The 18,745-nt window shown below is 36.6% G+C and carries 16 protein-coding genes and 1 rRNA gene; 9 read left to right on the top strand and 8 right to left on the bottom strand.

Annotated features, from left to right (window positions below):
• Nucleotides 1–24: 24 nt before the first annotated feature.
• From GJU43_RS19670 to scpA, 6 genes are all read left to right on the top strand, one after another.
• The gene (locus tag GJU43_RS19670) at nucleotides 25–1,152 is read left to right on the top strand and encodes a methionine aminotransferase (protein WP_154343176.1); all 1,128 of its coding nucleotides are present in this window, start codon (nucleotides 25–27) and stop codon (nucleotides 1,150–1,152) included.
• A gap of 78 nt (nucleotides 1,153–1,230) precedes the next feature.
• A complete protein-coding gene (locus GJU43_RS19675) occupies nucleotides 1,231–2,112 on the top strand; it encodes an SDR family oxidoreductase (RefSeq protein WP_195760070.1) in 882 nt (293 codons plus the stop codon).
• 257 nt (nucleotides 2,113–2,369) lie between these two features.
• Nucleotides 2,370–2,978, top strand: a complete 609-nt coding sequence (gene udk, locus GJU43_RS19680; protein ID WP_154343179.1) for a uridine kinase — start codon at nucleotides 2,370–2,372, stop codon at nucleotides 2,976–2,978.
• Between the two features lie 147 nt (nucleotides 2,979–3,125).
• The gene (locus GJU43_RS19685; protein ID WP_127339749.1) at nucleotides 3,126–3,461 is read left to right on the top strand and encodes a septum formation initiator family protein; all 336 of its coding nucleotides are present in this window, start codon (nucleotides 3,126–3,128) and stop codon (nucleotides 3,459–3,461) included.
• Nucleotides 3,462–3,478: 17 nt separating this feature from the next.
• The gene (locus tag GJU43_RS19690) at nucleotides 3,479–4,843 is read left to right on the top strand and encodes a methylmalonyl-CoA mutase subunit beta (protein ID WP_154343184.1); all 1,365 of its coding nucleotides are present in this window, start codon (nucleotides 3,479–3,481) and stop codon (nucleotides 4,841–4,843) included.
• A gap of 47 nt (nucleotides 4,844–4,890) precedes the next feature.
• Complete coding sequence (gene scpA, locus GJU43_RS19695) at nucleotides 4,891–7,029, top strand: methylmalonyl-CoA mutase (protein WP_154343187.1); 2,139 nt, start codon at nucleotides 4,891–4,893, stop codon at nucleotides 7,027–7,029.
• A 62-nt stretch (nucleotides 7,030–7,091) separates the two neighbouring features.
• Here the strand turns inward: scpA and GJU43_RS19700 are convergent, their stop codons facing one another.
• The 5 genes from GJU43_RS19700 to dapF all read right to left on the bottom strand — a co-directional run bounded on the left by GJU43_RS19700 (nucleotide 7,092) and on the right by dapF (nucleotide 11,176).
• Entirely contained in the window at nucleotides 7,092–7,736 is a 645-nt protein-coding gene (locus tag GJU43_RS19700; RefSeq protein WP_154343190.1) for a peptidoglycan-binding protein LysM, read from the bottom strand.
• A gap of 99 nt (nucleotides 7,737–7,835) precedes the next feature.
• Entirely contained in the window at nucleotides 7,836–8,699 is an 864-nt protein-coding gene (locus tag GJU43_RS19705) for a DUF2279 domain-containing protein (RefSeq protein WP_154343193.1), read from the bottom strand.
• A gap of 59 nt (nucleotides 8,700–8,758) precedes the next feature.
• On the bottom strand, nucleotides 8,759–9,799 hold the full coding sequence (gene mltG / locus GJU43_RS19710; protein ID WP_154343195.1) for an endolytic transglycosylase MltG: 1,041 nt from the start codon (nucleotides 9,797–9,799) through the stop codon (nucleotides 8,759–8,761).
• A 16-nt stretch (nucleotides 9,800–9,815) separates the two neighbouring features.
• Entirely contained in the window at nucleotides 9,816–10,343 is a 528-nt protein-coding gene (locus tag GJU43_RS19715; protein ID WP_154343198.1) for a GNAT family N-acetyltransferase, read from the bottom strand.
• Between the two features lie 50 nt (nucleotides 10,344–10,393).
• Entirely contained in the window at nucleotides 10,394–11,176 is a 783-nt protein-coding gene (dapF, locus tag GJU43_RS19720) for a diaminopimelate epimerase (RefSeq protein WP_154343201.1), read from the bottom strand.
• Nucleotides 11,177–11,315: 139 nt separating this feature from the next.
• Here dapF and GJU43_RS19725 point away from each other — a divergent pair, with 139 nt between their 5' ends.
• Nucleotides 11,316–12,716: a trypsin-like peptidase domain-containing protein gene (locus GJU43_RS19725; RefSeq protein WP_154343204.1), complete on the top strand. Its 1,401-nt coding sequence runs from the start codon at nucleotides 11,316–11,318 to the stop codon at nucleotides 12,714–12,716.
• 219 nt (nucleotides 12,717–12,935) lie between these two features.
• On the top strand, nucleotides 12,936–14,384 hold the full coding sequence (locus GJU43_RS19730) for a glyceraldehyde-3-phosphate dehydrogenase (RefSeq protein ID WP_154343206.1): 1,449 nt from the start codon (nucleotides 12,936–12,938) through the stop codon (nucleotides 14,382–14,384).
• A gap of 61 nt (nucleotides 14,385–14,445) precedes the next feature.
• Here the strand turns inward: GJU43_RS19730 and GJU43_RS19735 are convergent, their stop codons facing one another.
• Nucleotides 14,446–14,904, bottom strand: coding sequence for an Lrp/AsnC family transcriptional regulator (locus GJU43_RS19735; RefSeq protein WP_127339627.1), 459 nt, complete (start codon nucleotides 14,902–14,904; stop codon nucleotides 14,446–14,448).
• Between the two features lie 199 nt (nucleotides 14,905–15,103).
• On the opposite strand from GJU43_RS19735, the gene ald reads away from it, so the two are divergent.
• Nucleotides 15,104–16,222 carry an alanine dehydrogenase gene (ald, locus tag GJU43_RS19740; protein ID WP_154343207.1) on the top strand — a complete coding sequence of 373 codons (1,119 nt, stop codon included), beginning with the start codon at nucleotides 15,104–15,106 and terminating at the stop codon, nucleotides 16,220–16,222.
• A 104-nt stretch (nucleotides 16,223–16,326) separates the two neighbouring features.
• Here the strand turns inward: ald and pafA are convergent, their stop codons facing one another.
• Entirely contained in the window at nucleotides 16,327–17,964 is a 1,638-nt protein-coding gene (gene pafA, locus GJU43_RS19745; RefSeq protein WP_154343209.1) for an alkaline phosphatase PafA, read from the bottom strand.
• A gap of 438 nt (nucleotides 17,965–18,402) precedes the next feature.
• Nucleotides 18,403–18,512 (bottom strand): 5S ribosomal RNA (gene rrf, locus GJU43_RS19750).
• Nucleotides 18,513–18,745 lie beyond the last annotated feature (233 nt).

Raw genomic sequence — 18,745 nt, forward strand, 5'->3', positions numbered from 1 at the left:
AGTTTTTAAACCACAAACTTTCTCATGAGTAAACTTCCAAATATAACGACCAGCATCTTTACGGTCATGTCAAAAATGGCAGCCGAATATAATGCCATCAACCTTTCGCAGGGATTCCCTAATTTTCCTGTTGATGAAAGACTGACCGACATTCTGGCGAAATTGACCAAAGAAAATGTACATCAATATACACCAATGGCCGGTTATCCACCATTGATGCATCAGATTGCGAAGTTAATTCAGAACTCCTACAACAGAACAGTGCATCCGGAAACCGAAATTTTGGTTACCGCCGGGGCTACTCAGGGAATTTTCACTACGATTTTGGCATTGGTCAAAACCGGTGATGAAGTTGTTATTTTAGATCCGAGTTACGATTCGTACGAATCTCCGGTTCTTCTTTGCAATGCAAAACCCGTTCGCATAGCTTTAAACTATGATTATACGCCCAATTGGGAAACGATTGAAAAAGCCTGTTCGTCGAAAACAAAGATGCTTATCATCAATAATCCGCACAATCCGACAGGAAAAATTTTGACTTCAACTGATTTTGCAGAACTCGAAAAAATACTTTCCAAATATCCTGAGATCCTCATTTTGTCGGATGAAGTGTACGAATACATTACTTTCGAAGAAAAACATATTTCAGCCCACACCAAAGATTTTCTTTTGGATCGCTGTATTATGGTTTCCTCTTTCGGGAAGTCATTTCACATTACAGGCTGGAAAATTGGGTACACCATCGCCCCGGAATATCTGATGAAAGAAATTAAAAAGGTACATCAGTTTTTGGTTTTTAGTGTCAACAGTATTTCGCAGGCTGCCATCAGTCAGTATCTGGAGGTTGTGGATGTAAAACTGCTTGGAAAATTCTATCAGGAAAAAAGAGATTATTTTCAAAAACTGCTTCAAAACAGCCGCTTTGAATTGAAACCATGTGAAGGAACTTATTTTCAGGTAGCTTCTTATGCCACTATTTCAGATGAAGATGATGTGACATTCTGTAAAAAACTAATCACCGATCATGGCGTAGCCGCGATTCCGATTTCAACTTTTTACTCCGATCATAAAGATCAGAAATTAATCCGTTTTTGCTTTGCCAAAGACGATTATACCTTAGAATCTGCAGCAAAAAAATTAAGTAATATATAAAGTTTATCAAAATTTTATAACATTATTATGCGTGCATCCTATTTATTTATTTAATATTGTAATAAAAAGAAAAAAAATATGAGCTATACAGATAAAATGTTAAGAGATGACGCTTTAAAGGGTAAAGTCATTGTCGTTACAGGCGGCGGAAGTGGTTTAGGAAAAGCAATGACTAAATATTTCCTGGAATTAGGAGCTCAGGTAGCGATTACTTCGAGAGATTTAGAGAAGCTGAAAACTACTGCAACGGAGCTTGAAAGCGAAACTGGCGGAAAATGTTTACCGGTTCAGTGTGACGTTCGTCATTATGAAGAAGTAGAAAACATGCTTCAGGAAGTTTTGAAAACTTTTGGCAAAGTAGATGTTCTTTTGAACAACGCAGCCGGAAATTTCATTTCTCCAACAGAGCGATTGTCTGCAAATGCATTTGATACTGTTATAGATATCGTATTGAAAGGTTCCAAAAACTGTACACTTGCTTTTGGTAAACACTGGATTGACACTAAGCAGACATCAGCTACCATTTTGAATATCGTGACCACTTATGCCTGGACCGGTTCTGCATACGTAGTGCCAAGTGCTACAGCAAAAGCGGGCGTTTTAGCCATGACAAGAAGTCTTGCTGTGGAATGGGCGAAATACGGAATCCGTTCTAACGCCATTGCTCCGGGACCGTTCCCGACAAAAGGTGCATGGGACAGATTGTTACCCGGAGATTTAGCTGAAAAATTTGATATGGCCAAAAAAGTGCCATTGAAACGTGTAGGCGATCATCAGGAATTAGCCAACCTGGCTGCTTACCTGGTTTCTGATTTTTCTGCTTATGTAAACGGTGACGTAATAACAATTGACGGTGGTGAATGGCTGAAAGGCGCAGGACAATTCAATTTACTGGAAGCAATTCCCGAAGAACTTTGGGACCAGCTTGAAATGATGATAAAAGCGAAAAAGAATAAGTAAATAATAATGTGCTTACTAAATTCAGAATATTTTCAAAAATTATACTGATTGCACTAAATCCCGATGGCTTTGCTGTCGGGATTTTTTTTGTTCCTTTTTAACCATATAAGTTATATAAGTTCAATGAAGTATTGCTTTCTTTAAATATCAGGCTGCTTACATATACTTATATTGCTTTTATGGTTTAAATACATAATATGTTTATACAATCCACTTAAATTATTATTTTTGCCGGACAAATATATAACAACAAATTTATGCTCATTATTGGAATTGCAGGAGGAACAGGAAGTGGAAAAACAACAGTAGTACACCAAATCATGAACGAATTACCAGACACAGAAGTCGGTGTAATTTCCCAGGATTCCTACTACAAAGAAACCACTAATCTATCATTTGACGAAAGAGCATTAATTAATTTTGACCATCCGCGTGCTATTGATTTTGATTTACTGGTAAAACATTTAAAAGCGCTAAAAGCCGGAGAAACAATAGATCAGCCTGTTTATTCATTCATTCAGCACAACAGAACCGATGATACGGTTTCTACACATCCCAGAAAAGTAATGATTGTTGAAGGGATTCTGATTTTAACCAATCCCGAGCTTCGTGATCTTTTTGACATTAAAATATACGTTCACGCTGATTCTGATGAAAGATTAATCCGTCGTTTGAAACGTGATATTTCAGAACGAGGACGTGATATCGATGAAGTTTTAACACGTTACCAAAACACCTTAAAACCTATGCATGAGCAATTTATCGAGCCGTCAAAAGCTTTTGCGGACATCATTATACCCAACGACAAATACAATACTGTTGCTATTGATGTGGTCCGGGCAGTAATAAATCAGAGAATTTCATAATTTTTATTGTAAATTTATTCCATAATCCTGATAGCTATCGGGACCCAATTTCGCCTTTATTTTTTTATGTCCGTCGCGGCAGACATAAAAGGATTATCGGGGCTAAAAAAGAAATCAAACCATAAGTAATAATTGTTTAAAGTGAAAATTAAAATAACAAATCCGTATAAAGGCAAATCCTGGTTCAGGTTCCTGGGCAATAAATATGTTTGGGTATTACTGTTTTTTGTAGTTTGGATGTTATTTTTAGACAATTACTCCTATTTTGACCATCGCTTTTTAGACAATCAGATCAATGAGCTCGAAGACAATAAAAAATACTATCAGGAGGAAATTAAAAAAGATCAGGAACAAATCAAGCAACTGAAAAATCCGGAACAGATCGAAAAATATGCCCGCGAAAAGTACTTTATGAAAAAAGACAGCGAAGACATATACATCATTCAATTTGAAGGAGACACTATTCAGGATAATAAAGAATAATCAGAAAAAAGCAACCAATGGCGACTACCCTATTCGACGATTTTAGTCCAGTTTCATCCAAACAATGGAAACAAAAAATTCAGTTTGAACTGGATGGAGCTGATTATAACGAAACTGTAATCTGGCACTCTCCCGAAGATATTCAGGTAAAACCGTTTTACCACAGAGACGAATTCTCAAAAACAGCTGCTGTAGAGACAAAAGCTGCGGATTTTAAGATCTGTCAGAACATCTTTGTTTATGATATTGAAAAATCAATTCAAAGAGCCGTAAATACTATTGAAAGAGGTGCTGAAAGCCTTCGTTTTACAATAGAAAACGATAAAACAGATATTCAGAAACTGTTAGAAAATCTTCCTTTAGAAAACAGGATTGTTTACTTTAATTTGAAATTTATTTCAATCGATTTCGTGAAATTATTAGATACAATTTCAATACAGAAAAAAAGTACTTTTTATTGCAATATCGATCCCATTGGCCATTTTGCACGCGAAGGAAACTGGTTTACGACAACCGACAAAAATAATTTTGAAACCATTAATTTAATTTCAAAAGCAACTACAAATCTATCTTTGATCAGCATTGATTCGGGTCTATATCAAAATGCCGGTGCCAATATTACGCAGCAAATTGCCTATAGTCTGGCACATGCCAATGAATATTTGAATCGTTTGACTACTCTTCCGAAACAAATCGTTTTTGAAATTTCCGTTGGAACCAATTATTTTTTTGAAATTGCAAAACTTCGTGCCTTACGAATGATTTTCAAATTAATTGCCAGTGAGTACGATCCGGAATTAGAGTGTCATTTATTAGTGACCCCTACAAAACGCAACAAAACGATTTACGATTATAACGTCAATATGCTTCGCACCACAACCGAATGCATGTCGGCAATTCTGGGTGGTGCAGACGCCGTTGCCAATTTACCTTATGACTCTTTATACCATAAAGACAATGAGTTTGGGGATCGAATTGCCAGAAACCAATTGCTGGTTTTAAAGCATGAAAGTTATTTTGACAAAGTAAATAATCCTGCCGACGGAAGTTATTATATTGAAAGTTTAACGATGCAGCTGGCAGAGAAAAGTTTAAAACTATTCAAAGATATTGAAGCTGACGGAGGTTTTCTAAAGCTTTTAAACGACGGGACCATTAAAAAGAAAATTCAGGAAAGCGCTCATAAAGAGCAGGAATTATTCGATTCTAAAAAAGAAGTTTTGCTGGGAACGAATAAATATCCCAATAAAGATGACAAAATGAAACATGATTTGGAATTGTTTCCTTTCGTAAAAGTAAAACCACGAAAAACATTAATTACACCCATTATAGAAAAAAGATTAGCCGAAAAACTGGAACAAGAACGTTTAGAACTAGAATAATCATTTTTCAAAGTAATTAATAAAAAACTACTCAAAAGAGTATTTCCATGATAAGAAAAGACCTTACACATATAAAGTTAGAAGTTAAAAGTGAGAAGTCAGAAGTTGATTCAAAAGATCAATTGGCTGAAGAAAACTTTGTAACTGCTGAAGGAATTGAGATCAAAAAAACCTATTCTGAAAAAGATATTGAAGATTTAGAGTTTTTGGATTTCGGAGCGGGCTATGCCCCAAATTTACGTGGCCCATACGCCACCATGTATGTCAGACGTCCTTGGACCATTCGTCAATATGCGGGATTTTCCACCGCAGAAGAAAGTAACGCCTTTTACAGACGAAACCTGGCCGCCGGACAAAAAGGATTGTCAATTGCATTTGATCTGCCTACCCATCGCGGTTACGATTCCGATCACGAACGTGTGGTGGGTGACGTTGGTAAAGCCGGTGTAGCCATTGATTCTGTTGAAGACATGAAAGTGCTCTTTGATCAGATTCCTTTGGATGAAATGTCTGTTTCCATGACCATGAATGGTGCCGTTTTACCCATTATGGCCTTTTACATTGTCGCCGCAGAAGAACAGGGAGTCGCCATTGGAAAACTTTCAGGAACCATTCAGAATGATATTTTAAAGGAGTTTATGGTGCGTAATACCTATATCTATCCGCCAACTCCTTCCATGAAAATAATAGCCGATATTTTTGAATTTACGAGCAAAAAAATGCCAAAATTCAATTCGATTTCAATTTCCGGATATCACATGCAGGAAGCCGGTGCGACAGCCGATATTGAATTGGCTTATACGCTGGCAGATGGTTTAGAATATATCAGAACCGGTCTTTCTACCGGAATGACCATTGATGAATTTGCGCCAAGATTATCCTTTTTCTGGGCCATTGGCATGAATCATTTTATGGAGATTGCGAAAATGAGAGCCGGAAGAATGATCTGGGCCAAACTGATCCAGCAATTTAACCCGAAAAGCGATAAATCTCTGGCATTACGAACACATTGCCAGACCAGCGGCTGGAGTTTAACCGAACAAGACCCTTTTAATAATGTGGCCCGTACCTGTATTGAGGCAACAGCAGCAGCCTTTGGCGGAACGCAATCCCTGCATACCAACGCACTTGACGAAGCCATTGCCTTACCAACTGATTTCTCTGCCCGAATAGCCCGTAATACGCAGATTTTTTTACAGGAAGAAACGAAGATCACTAAAACGGTGGATCCCTGGGCAGGCAGTTATTACGTAGAAAGCCTGACAAATGAAATTACGGAAAGTACGTGGAAACTTATTCAGGAAGTCGAGGAGCTGGGCGGAATGACAAAAGCGATTGAAGCCGGAATTCCAAAACTGAGAATTGAAGAAGCTGCCGCCAGAAAACAGGCCAGAATTGACAGCGGTCAGGATATAATTGTTGGGGTAAATAAGTTTAGGTTAGAAAAAGAAGATCCGTTACATATTCTGGATGTCGACAACCAAATGGTTCGTAAACAACAGATAGAACGTCTTGAAGAAATAAAATCAAAAAGAGATACTGAAAAAGTAAATCAATCACTGGAAAAATTAATTCTTTGTGCTAAAACCGGACAGGGCAACTTACTTGAAATTGCTGTAGAAGCGGCAAGAAACAGAGCAACTTTAGGCGAAATCAGCGATGCTCTGGAAAGTATTTTCGGAAGGTTCAAAGCGCAAATTAAATCCTTTAGCGGTGTGTATAGTGCAGCAATAAAAAACGATGAAGCTTTTGAAAAGGCAAAACAACTGGCAGATGCCTTTGCCAGACAAGAAGGAAGACGTCCGAGAATTATGATTGCCAAAATGGGCCAGGACGGACATGACAGAGGGGCAAAAGTAGTAGCAACCGGTTATGCCGATGTTGGTTTTGATGTGGACATAGGGCCATTATTTCAGACGCCTGCCGAAGCTGCTAAACAGGCAGTGGAAAATGACGTACATATTTTAGGGGTTTCATCACTCGCGGCGGGACACAAAACACTGGTTCCCCAGGTAATTGAAGAACTTAAAAAACACGGACGTGAAGATATTATGGTAATTGTCGGAGGTGTGATTCCGGCACAGGATTATCAATACTTGTTTGATGCCGGTGCAGTGGCCGTTTTTGGACCCGGAACTAAAATTAGTGAGGCGGCTATCAAAATTCTTGATATTTTAATTGACTAAAAATGTAAACATAAAAAAAACCTGCTTTTTACAGCAGGTTTTTTTATAAAGTTTTCACTTTATTAATCGTTAATTGTAGCATTACTATCTGCTTCAATATAAGAAAGATCATAACCTCCGAAGGCTTTCAGATAACTTCTTAATGAGGTCCCGTACGCATCTCTGAAATGCCTGTTTCCTCTGTTTTTAAAGAAGTTTTTTACTGAACCTGCGCCTCCAAGATGTGCAGCTGCTAAAATTCCGGATTCCGTAATTTCAACACCATTAATAACTTTTCCCTCATACTTTTCAATTTCATTACGTAAAATCCATTTGTTTCTGGACAGTAACGCAATAAAAGCTTTTTCTTGTAAAGCAGGATCTTTCAGGAAAGCTTTGTCATTTTGAATACCAATAGCTCTTAAAGCTTTAGAACCAAACTGGTATTTACCCATGTACCCTAAGGAATTAACCAGCCGGTATTTTCCCTGAGATTCTTTAAAAGCAACTGCTTCTTTGAACCCTATCAGATGATTTCCGGTGTATGGGATGTTTAAATTTAAATTAGGATAATCATCCTTTTCTTGTGATGGAAGTAAGTATTCGGATCCATCCGTTTTTTCGATTAAAAACCACGGTTTGGTTTTTAGATTAAAGGGTTTAAAACCCAGGCTTAAAAATGTAATAATAACAATCAAACTCGAGTAAAAGTACCATTTCTTTATCATAAATTGTTTTTCTTCAAAACGCTGTCACCTTTTTGAAATTTCTACGGTGCAAAGATAAAAAAAATTGTAATTATACTAAAAATCAGTCATTTAGCATTTTTAAAAATAAAGCGCATGTGCTTTAAACGCTTTATTGGCGGAGTATTCCAAAGTTGGGGCAGGAATTTTAATCGTGTTCAAAACCGAAAAAATAGTTTTCAAAAAATGCGATTTTGTGTTAATTTTAGCTAAATCGACGTCAAAACTAAGAAAAAACTGACAGTATCTTTCCGGGTTTTCGACCGAAACCGGAATTTCGCTTTGTACATTTCCGGATAACATTCCCTCAGCTCCATATCCAAAAGCGACATTTAACCACTTAGGAATTTTTGATTCTCTGGCAAAAGAATGAAGGTTAACAGAAAGCCAATACGTCTGTCCATTATAATCTTTCAGGAGCTGTTCGTTCAATGAACTTCCCAGTTTTTCGGGCCTTCTATTGGCGTAGGAAGTGGTGTGAAAAGAAAATTTAGGTGTTATACGTTGTTCCTTCCAGATCAATTGCTGGGAAACATATAAGACCGTTCCCGCTGTATTGGCAATTATATCTCCTGAAGAAGCTCCCCATTCGGAGGAAAAGCCATCAAAAACTTCAACGGCAGCTAAAAAAACAAAACCAATCCCGGCGCCATACACCAATTGCTTTTTAGCATCAGCACCACTCCAGTTCAGGGCCTCTGCGCCAAATCGTCCCAAATGATACGCGGAATAGAAATGTCCGACCTTATCCATTTGCAGCCATTCCTTATTATCATTTATAAAATGAAATTTAGACTGCGGATAATCGGCATACCAAATCTGATTCAAACCAATTAAAGTAGCTGAAGCTAAAGCAGCTTCCGTTATGATAACTGTATTTTGTCTTTTTAAATTTAAAGTATCTGAAGGCGTTAAAAAGGCATCAATTTTACTTTGAGCTTTCATGAATTGAAAACTCAAAAAAAATAGAATCAATAAAACAGGGGCATTTTTTAAATTCAAAACTATCTTGTTACTCCCTGACCGGCAATCCAGTCTGAATACTTTTTGGCGTTAATGGTATGCTGTTCGTACGTAGAAGCAAATTCGTGGTATCCGAAACGATCTACACTCGCACAGAAATAAATATAATCGTTTTTCTCCGGATTTAAAACGGCATCAAGAGCCGTAATATCAGGCATTGCGATTGGTCCCGGAGGAAGTCCCACATTTACATATGTATTATAAGGTGATTTCATGATCAGGTCGTTATAAAAAACCCTTTTGATCACCTGGTCAAAATTATTAGATTTTAATTTCAACGCGTAGATTACCGTTGGGTCAGCCTGCAAAGGCATTGCCAAACGCAAACGGTTCAGATAAACACCGGCTATACGCGGTCTTTCATCCTTTTTAACAGATTCTTTATGCACGATAGAAGCTAAAATCGTAGCCTGAACCGGAGTCAGTCCCTGCGCTTTTGCTTTTGCAATTCTGTCAGCCGTCCAGAAATTATGATATTCTTTAATCATTTTATCACGGAATTTCTCTGCAGAAGTATTCCAGTAAATTTCATAGGTATTCGGGATAAACATCGCAAAAACATTCTCTTCATTAAAGCCGTTTTCTTTTAAGAAAGTAGAATCCTTAATGGCTTTCATAAGGGATAAACTGTCTGCTTCGATTTCAGAACCAACACGTCCCGCAAAATTTTCCAGACGTTCCTGATTGTTAAAGGCTAATTTAACAGGAACATTAGAACGCATCGCTCTTACCAAATCGATATTATTCATGTCTTTTTTAAGTAAAAAACGACCTGATTTTACGTTTTCCGGATAGCTTCTTTTATTGGCTACCATTTCGAAATTTTCGAAATTTTTAATGTAAGGCGCCAATATCTTTTTAACATCTGTATAATTTGCTCCCGTCGGAACATATACGTATACTTCTTTTTCTTCGAATTTAGTATTGGAACTAAAAATTCTACTAATTAAAATGAATCCGTAAATCATTAAAACTGAAATAACGGCTACGGCAGTTAACGTGATTATTTTTTTTATAGTCAAAGCTGAAATTTTAAAGTTATTTGTTAATTAGTTGAAAAATTGCTTCATCCTGATACTTGTTATTTTGCAAAATCCAATCTTTTTTAATTCCTATTTCCTTAAAGCCAAATTTAGTAAAAAGTGCTATACTAGCTACATTTCCTACATTAATATTTGCATATAATTGATGCAGGTTTAAATTATGAAAAGAGTATTTAATTAATAATCCTAATGCCTCAGAACCAACCTTTTGATTTCTGTTGTCTTTATTCTGAATGACAATTCCAATTCCCGCTCTGTTATTTTTCGGATCAAATTCAAATAAATCGATCAATCCGATAGCCGGAAAATCTTCATCCTGACAGATCGCCAGTCTTAATTGTTTGGCTTCATAAATATCCTGATGTGCATTTTCAAGATACTGACGCACCAAAAATCGGCTGTAAGGGGTTTGTGTATTACTCACTTCCCAAATACTCTGGTCGTTTTCCATTGCATACACAAATTCCAGATCATTAGGTTCTAATGCGCGCAAGTAAACAGAATCTCCTTTTAGCGTTATCATTTTTAATTTCAGTTTTTAGTTTTGGAATTTGGAATTTGAAATTTGGAATTTTATACTTCTATTGTTCCTTTAAAAACAAATTTTGCCGGTCCGGTTAAAAAAACATTGGTGAAATGTTCTCCGATTTTATCAAAAGAAACCACAAGTTTCCCACCTTCCACATTCAGATTAATAGATGTTTTATCCGTCTGGCCAATGGCATTCATGGCAATTGCAACGGCTGTAGCACCGGTACCACAAGCAAGGGTTTCATCTTCAACACCTCTTTCGTAAGTACGAAGTGAAAAAGTACTGTCATCGACTTTCTTTACAAAATTAATATTGCTTCCCTTTTCTCCATACAATTCTCCGTAACGAATTGCTGCGCCGTTTTCTTTTACATTGTAGTGCACTAAATCATCCACAAGCTGCACGTGATGTGGAGAACCGGTATTTAAAAAAGTATAAGTATCTTTTTTCTGAATTTCATCCACATCAATCATTTGCAAAGAAACAATAGCATCGTCCCCTACTGAAGCATGGTGCAGACCATCAGTGGCAATAAAAGTGGTTTTATCGTCAATAACCCCTAACTGATTGGCAAAAGCCACCAGACAGCGGCCACCGTTTCCACACATGGAACTTTGGTTTCCATCTGAATTATAATACACCATTCTAAAATCGGTTTCAGTGTCATTTTCAAGTAAAATAAGTCCGTCGGCACCGATTCCGAAACGCCTGTCACACAAACGTTCAATTAGTTTAGTATTGTCTTTAGGAAAAAAGCCTGAACGATTGTCAATCATCACAAAATCATTCCCTGTGCCCTGATATTTATAAAATTCTATTTGCATTTTTATTCTGTTAAGAAGTACAAAAGTACGAACTATTAATTAATGAAATGTTAATCAATGTTAAAGAGCGTTAAACCATTTTCCCACATAATTTTTTCAATTAATTTTACGTTAAATAACTTAAACATAAATTCTAATTATGAAAAGATTTTCAGCCTTATTTTTAGTGTCATTATTAAGCGGCACTATTACCCTTGGTGCTTACAAGTTATTATTTGAAAGCAACAATTCTTTTTTTGGAAAAGGAAATTCTGTTGTAACCCTTGCCCCGGATTCCTACGGTAAAAATGTTGCATTGTCTGCTGAAACTGTCGATTTTACAGAGGCAGCCGACAAAACCATTCATACCGTTGTACACGTAAAAAATGTCTCGCGTCGAACCGTAAGTAATCCGATGATGGAATTTTTCTATGGTTATGGAGGACAACAGCAACAAGAACAGGTAGGAACAGGTTCGGGTGTTATTATTTCTGAGGACGGCTATATTGTAACCAACAATCACGTGATTAAGGATGCATCTGAAATTGAAATTACCTTAAACAATAAAAAATCATATACGGCCAAGCTTATTGGTACTGATTCCAAAATGGATATCGCATTATTAAAAATCAATGCTGATGAAAAACTTCCGTACACCGCTTTTGCAAATTCTGATTCCGTAAAAATCGGCGAATGGGTTTTGGCAGTTGGAAATCCGTATAATCTGACTTCAACCGTAACAGCCGGTATCGTTTCGGCAAAAGCCAGAAATCTGGACACCAACGGAATTCAGTCCTTTATTCAGACCGATGCTGCCGTAAACCCTGGAAATAGTGGTGGTGCACTCGTAAACACTAGAGGGGAACTAATTGGAATCAACACTATGATTTCATCTATGACAGGCTCTTATGTTGGATACTCGTTTGCTGTTCCTTCTAATATCGCCCGAAAAATTATCGAGGACATTATGGAATACGGAAATGTTCAAAGAGGAATTTTAGGTGTGGAAGGTCGCGAATTAAACAGTAATGCTTCAAAAGAACTAAGTATTTCGGAAACAGAAGGATTTTACGTTAATAAAGTTTCAAAAAATTCCGGAGCAGAAAAATCAGGACTTAAACAAGGTGACGTAATTGTAAAACTGGACTCTCAAAAAATCAGCTCGTATGCAGATCTTTCAGGTTACATCAATACAAAACGCCCGAATGATGTGGTCAATGTAACTTTTATTAGAGATGCAAAAACGAAAACAGTTCCGGTAACTTTAAGTAAAAATGAATTTTACAGTGCTGAATTTAAAGGAATCGAACTAGAAAATATTGATGCTGCTGATAAGAAGAAATTCCGAATTGATTACGGAGTAAAAATCAGAAGTATTACAAATGAAAATCTGATGCAATATCAGAATGAGCTGCAAGGCAATATTATTTTAAGTATTGACAATGTAAAAGCGACAAATGTTGAAACTGTTTCGAAACTTTTGAAACAAAAAGACGAAGGACAAAGTGTACGTATTGAAATGATAAACAAAAACGGAGAAATCTTTAGAATTATTATCTAAAATTAGTCGCAGTTTTCAGTGACAGTCTCAGTCAGCTGCTTTGACTGAAAACTAAAATCTGGGACCAAAATCATAACTTGAAAAGCCATCTTAAAAAATAAGGTGGCTTTTTTTATTTTCAAAAATAAATGCTAAAATAGTTTACGAAATCGATTGAAATGGATACTTTTGCGCAAAATTTTAAAATAGGACCCTATTTATTTTTTCAAATTTTCAATTATGAGCAAAAAAACTTTGTACCAAAAAGAAGTATCACTTCAAGTCGACCGAAGGAGAGCTGGTGTCGAATTAATTAAAATCATAAGTGATTTATGGTATGACAAATCCATTGAAATGGTTTTATTCAAAAATCAATTATTGGATAAAAATGTCAGCGACATAATTAACTTGCATCAGTATGCAGGTGAATTTGTCGGCAAACCCATTACCATTTTTGATTCTGTTGAAATAGCTCAGGTTATTTTATCATTAGATCTTCCTCCTGCAAAATTAGATTTAGGAAAATTAACGTACGAGTATCGTCTGGAAGATGAAAAATATCCCGATGCCAGATATTTTGTTCTGGACAAATTGAAAAAAGCAAAATCATCAGAAGAAATTCAGCCAAAGGATGTTGTTCTGTATGGCTTTGGAAGAATCGGTCGATTATTAGCACGAGAGCTAATGTCAAAAACCGGAAAGGGAAATCAATTGCGTCTGAGAGCAATTGTAACCCGCGACACAAATGATGTAAATAGTTTAGAGAAACGAGCTTCTTTATTACGCTATGATTCCATCCACGGAGATTTTCAGGGTTCCGTAACTACAGATCCAAAAAATAATGCTTTGATCATCAATGGCACTACCGTTCATATGATTACGGCAAATGCACCGGAAGAAATAGATTACACACAATACGGAATAAATGACGCACTGGTAATTGACAATACTGGCGTATTTACTACCGAAGCAGCTTTAAAAAGACATTTAACCTCAAATGGTGTCAGCAAAGTTTTACTAACAGCTCCCGGAAAAGGAGTTCCTAATATTGTTCATGGTGTTAATCACAGTGATTATAATCCGGATGAAATCAATATTTTTTCGGCAGCATCTTGTACTACAAATGCCATTACACCTGTTTTGAAAGCTATTGAAGATACGCTCGGAGTTGTGAAAGGCCATTTGGAAACCATTCATGCGTATACTAACGATCAGAATTTAGTGGATAATATGCACAAAAAATACCGTCGTGGAAGGGCTGCTGCTTTAAATATGGTCATTACGGAAACCGGAGCGGGAAGTGCGGTCGCAAAAGCATTACCGTCTTTGGAAGGAAAATTAACCTCTAATGCGATAAGAGTTCCCGTTCCAAACGGTTCACTGGTAGTCCTGAATTTAGAAGTAAAAAAAGCAACAAGTATAGCTGGAATTAATAAAATAATGAAAAAATACGCTCTGGAAGGAGAATTGGTAGAGCAGATTAAATATTCCCTAAACAATGAATTAGTTTCATCGGACATTGTTGGAACTTCCGCTCCATCCATTTATGACAGCAATGCTACAATTGTGGCTAAAGACGGAAAGAGTATAGTGCTCTATATTTGGTACGATAACGAATATGGTTACAGCCATCAGGTGATCCGTTTAGCCAAGTATATTGCCAAAGTAAGACGCTTTACATATTATTAATATAAACCAAAACCAATTATTGCTAAAAAACCATCAGATCTCCTGGTGGTTTTTTGTTTTATTAGATAGGCAAAACTGTTGTACTCTTCACTTCAGAAATCACAAAAACCGTATTGATCAGAGAAACTTCAGGTAAAACAGATAATTTTTTCTGATGAAAATGATGATAGCTCTCCATATCCGGAATGATAATTTTAAGCATATAATCAAAGTTTCCGGAAACATAATTACATTCGACTACTTCAGGCAAATTCAAAATGGACTGATTAAAACCTTCCGAAGTATCATACGTTTGTTTAGTCAAGGTAACCTGACAATAAACTGTGAGATTATTTCCTAATTTTTTCTTGTTTAAAATCGACACATACTTCTCAATAACTCCCTCTTTTTCAAGACGTTTCACCCGATCATGAACCGGAGTTAAGGATAAATTGATCTTGTTTGCGATGTCTTTTAAGGTGTAGTGCGCATCTTCCTGCAAAAGACGTAGGATTTTTTTGTCAGTTTCATCTAAAGCCATAACGAAAACGTTTTAAATTTTGATTGAAAATAAGTCTTTTTTTCTTTTTAGGAAGATAAAAACGTTTCTAAAAAGAATATTTTTCTGTAAAAGTACTGAATAAAATAATATTTTCTTATTTATCAGCGAATTATCAATAATATATTCTCTAACTGTAAATTTGTAAAAAGAATTTCAAAAAACAAAAAAATATAACAATATGATAATAGGTGTTCCAAAAGAAATTAAGAATAACGAAAATCGTGTCGCATTAACTCCAGCTGGTGTTTCTGAAATGAAAAAACACGGACATGTAGTTTACGTTCAGGCAACTGCAGGTTTAGGTAGTGGTTTTGCTGACAGTGAATATGCCGATGCGGGTGCAACAGTTTTGGCAACTATTGAAGAAGTATATGCTATTGCTGAAATGATTATTAAGGTAAAAGAGCCTATTGCTTCTGAATATCCATTAATTAAAAAAGATCAATTACTTTTCACATACTTCCACTTTGCTTCCTCTGAGGAATTGACTCATGCTATGTTAGAAAGAGGAGCAGTTTGTTTAGCTTACGAAACTGTAGAAAAAGCAGATCGTAGTTTACCATTATTAGTTCCAATGTCTGAAGTTGCAGGTCGTATGGCCATTCAGCAGGGAGCGAAATACCTTGAAAAACCACTAAAAGGAAGAGGAATTCTTTTAGGAGGTGTTCCAGGTGTGCCACCGGCAAAAGTTTTAGTACTTGGTGGAGGAATCGTTGGAACACAGGCTGCAAAAATGGCTGCTGGTTTAGGAGCGCAAGTTACTATTATGGATTTAAGCTTGCCACGTTTACGTCAGTTAGATGATATTATGCCACCGAATGTAAATACAGAAATGTCCAATCATTACAACATCACCAGAGCAATTGCAGATGCAGATTTAATTGTGGGTGCTGTTTTGATCCCAGGAGCAAAAGCACCTCACCTGATTACTCGTGATATGCTAAAATTAATGCGTCCGGGAACTGTTGTTGTTGACGTAGCAGTAGATCAGGGCGGTTGTATTGAGACTTGTACTCCGACAACTCACGAGAACCCGACTTTTATTATTGACGATATTGTTCACTACTGTGTCGCTAATATGCCAGGTGCTGTTCCTTACACCTCTACTTTAGCTTTAACAAATGCTACTTTACCATACGCATTGCAATTAGCAAACAAAGGATGGGAAAAAGCTTGTGCTGAAAATGAAGAATTGAAAAAGGGATTAAATGTTGCTAATGGAAAAATCCTTTACAAAGGAGTTGCTGAAGCTTGGAATCTTCCTTTTAACGAAGAATTAGTGTTAGCAAACGCATAGTGCTAACATTAAATAAGTGCTTACTAAAACACTAAACTGAAAAGGCTTTTCAATTAAGAAAAGCCTTTTTTTATATTACAGAAAACTTGTAAAACAGTTTTTTTTTATTTTTTAGCAGAAATGTTTTCTTTTTCATCTAAAACTTCCTGCAGTACTTTCGCTTCAGTACCATTAGGAAAAGAAACTTTTATTTTTTGAGCAATTGTTGGTGCAATTTCCGTTATAGCCTTTTTATCATAAGATTCTCCCTTTTTGATGTGCCATCCGTAAAAAATTGCCGGAACATGTGTATCATAACTATAAGGTGTGCCGTGTGACGTTCCTGTCGTAGAATATTCGATATCTCCAGGCTTGTCAATAATAACTAAATCTCCATTTTGAGTTACATCATAACCTTTTGCAACAAAATTTAAGTAATAATCATTTCCGGAATTAGCAAGTACTTCCTCTTCTGTATACACCTTTTTGACTTGTGGCTGCGCAAGTAAAAAATCTTTAAAAGCCTTTTTAACATTTATCAGATCTAATCCTTTTTCTTTAATGATCTGCTTATTGAAGAATACATTAAAATTAGAATAGTTTAAAATCAAATCTACTCCAAAAGTTTTAACCGAGAAGTCCTGCATGCTTTGCTTAACGTCTTTTGAAGGATAATTATCAACATTATATTTATGATCTTTTAAGTAGATTACATTTTCAGCACCGGCATGATCAGCAGTCAGGAAAAGCAAATAATTATCTTTTCCAACCGTCTTATCCAGATAATTTAAAAAGTCGGCAATAGTTTGATCCAACCTCAGGTACGTATCCTGAAGCTCCATAGAACGAGGTCCAAGTAAATGACCTACATAATCTGTAGAAGAAAAGCTCACTGTCAGGAAATCGGTAATATTGTCCTTACCCAAACCTTCGTTTTCAACTGCTTTCTTGGCAAACTCTGCTAATAAATCGTTTCCATAAGGAGTAGCTCTCAAGATACCTGCATCATTTTTCTCATACATTTTTTTCAAATCATAAGGAAAAACAGGTGCCGCACTACCGTACAATTTGCCTTCATATGGATTATTATCCGGAAGACTCTCATTATACGTATCTGCTGGTTTATACAAATCCCATCCTTTATTGATATAAGGCAAATAATGCTTTTCATTATTAAACTGCGTAACCCAATCCGGCAGTTTATCTCCATAAAAAGTACTGGAAATAAAAGAACCTGTTTTACTATACCAGAAAGCCCAGTTTGCAAAATGGCCTGCAGGCAATATGGCACCACGATCTTTTAGACTAATACCAATCACTTTTCCGGCAAAATTAGTCGCCATTCTTACTTCATCAGTAATAGTTGTACTCTGTAAGTTTTTAGGAGACATGGCGCCTTCCTCAACTGTACCATCTCCAAGGGTCTTAACAGATGCATCGTCGGTACAATACACGTCTTTACCCAGCGTTCTGCTAAACCATTCGTTACCTACAATTCCGTGTGTTGCAGGTGTAGTTCCTGTATAAATAGAAGCGTGTCCCGGAGCAGTATACGTTGGCATATAATTATAATGCATATTCTGAAAAGTATATCCATTATTCATCAGTCGCTTAAATCCATTTGGCGAAAAATCATCCGAAAAACGATATAAATATTCCATTTTCATCTGATCTACCACAATACCTACCACCAACTTAGGGCGCTGTTGAGCACTTAGATTTGAAATAACAAACAATGTCAACAATACAATACTTTTTTTCATATGTAAATTATAATATTTACTACAAAAATACAGATTCACATTTAGATAGGCTAACCGACTATAATTTAAAACCTAAAATTGATTATAATTTAACAGAATCCCTTCATAGCAGATGATCACGTCTTATTTTTGGGCGTTTCCCTCTGGGCCGGGCTCTTCGCTAAATCTTTTGCGGGATTGGTTCAGGATGGCTTCGCCACAGGTTTAGTTTCCCCGCAAAAGGATACCGCTGCGATCCCTAACGCACTAAGGTTAAATACAAATTCCAATACTGATAAGCTATCGGCACAAACTCCAAATTCCAATGCTTCACGTATAGCCCTTGCGAGCTTTGCGATTTAACGTCATTTTTAAAAACCTTTCGCGCACTTTGCGGTTAAAACTGACAAAAGCCTTAAAACAAAAAACCCCGTTTCGTTAGAAACAGGGTTTTAAAAAGAAAGGCGACGACATACTCTCCCACATAACTGCAGTACCATCTGCGCAGGCGGGCTTAACTACTCTGTTCGGGATGGGAAGAGGTGAGCCCCGCCGCAATAACCACCTTAAGGTTGTTAGTTGTTGGTTTTTTTGTTGTTGGTTGATGGATTTCTCCAGCAACTATCAACTATGAACCATCAACTGCTCGCGTCGAGCAAATATCTTAACATACTGAGATAAAGAAAGTTTTTATTTTAGAAAGTTTCTCCCCCGCACCGAAGTGCGGGGAAAAGGGTGTACATAAGCTTACGGATTATTAGTACTACTCGACTATGACATTACTGCCTTTACATCTATAGCC

The sequence above is a fragment of the Flavobacterium sp. LC2016-23 genome (assembly GCF_009674775.1).
Taxonomy (GTDB): Bacteria; Bacteroidota; Bacteroidia; order Flavobacteriales; family Flavobacteriaceae; genus Flavobacterium.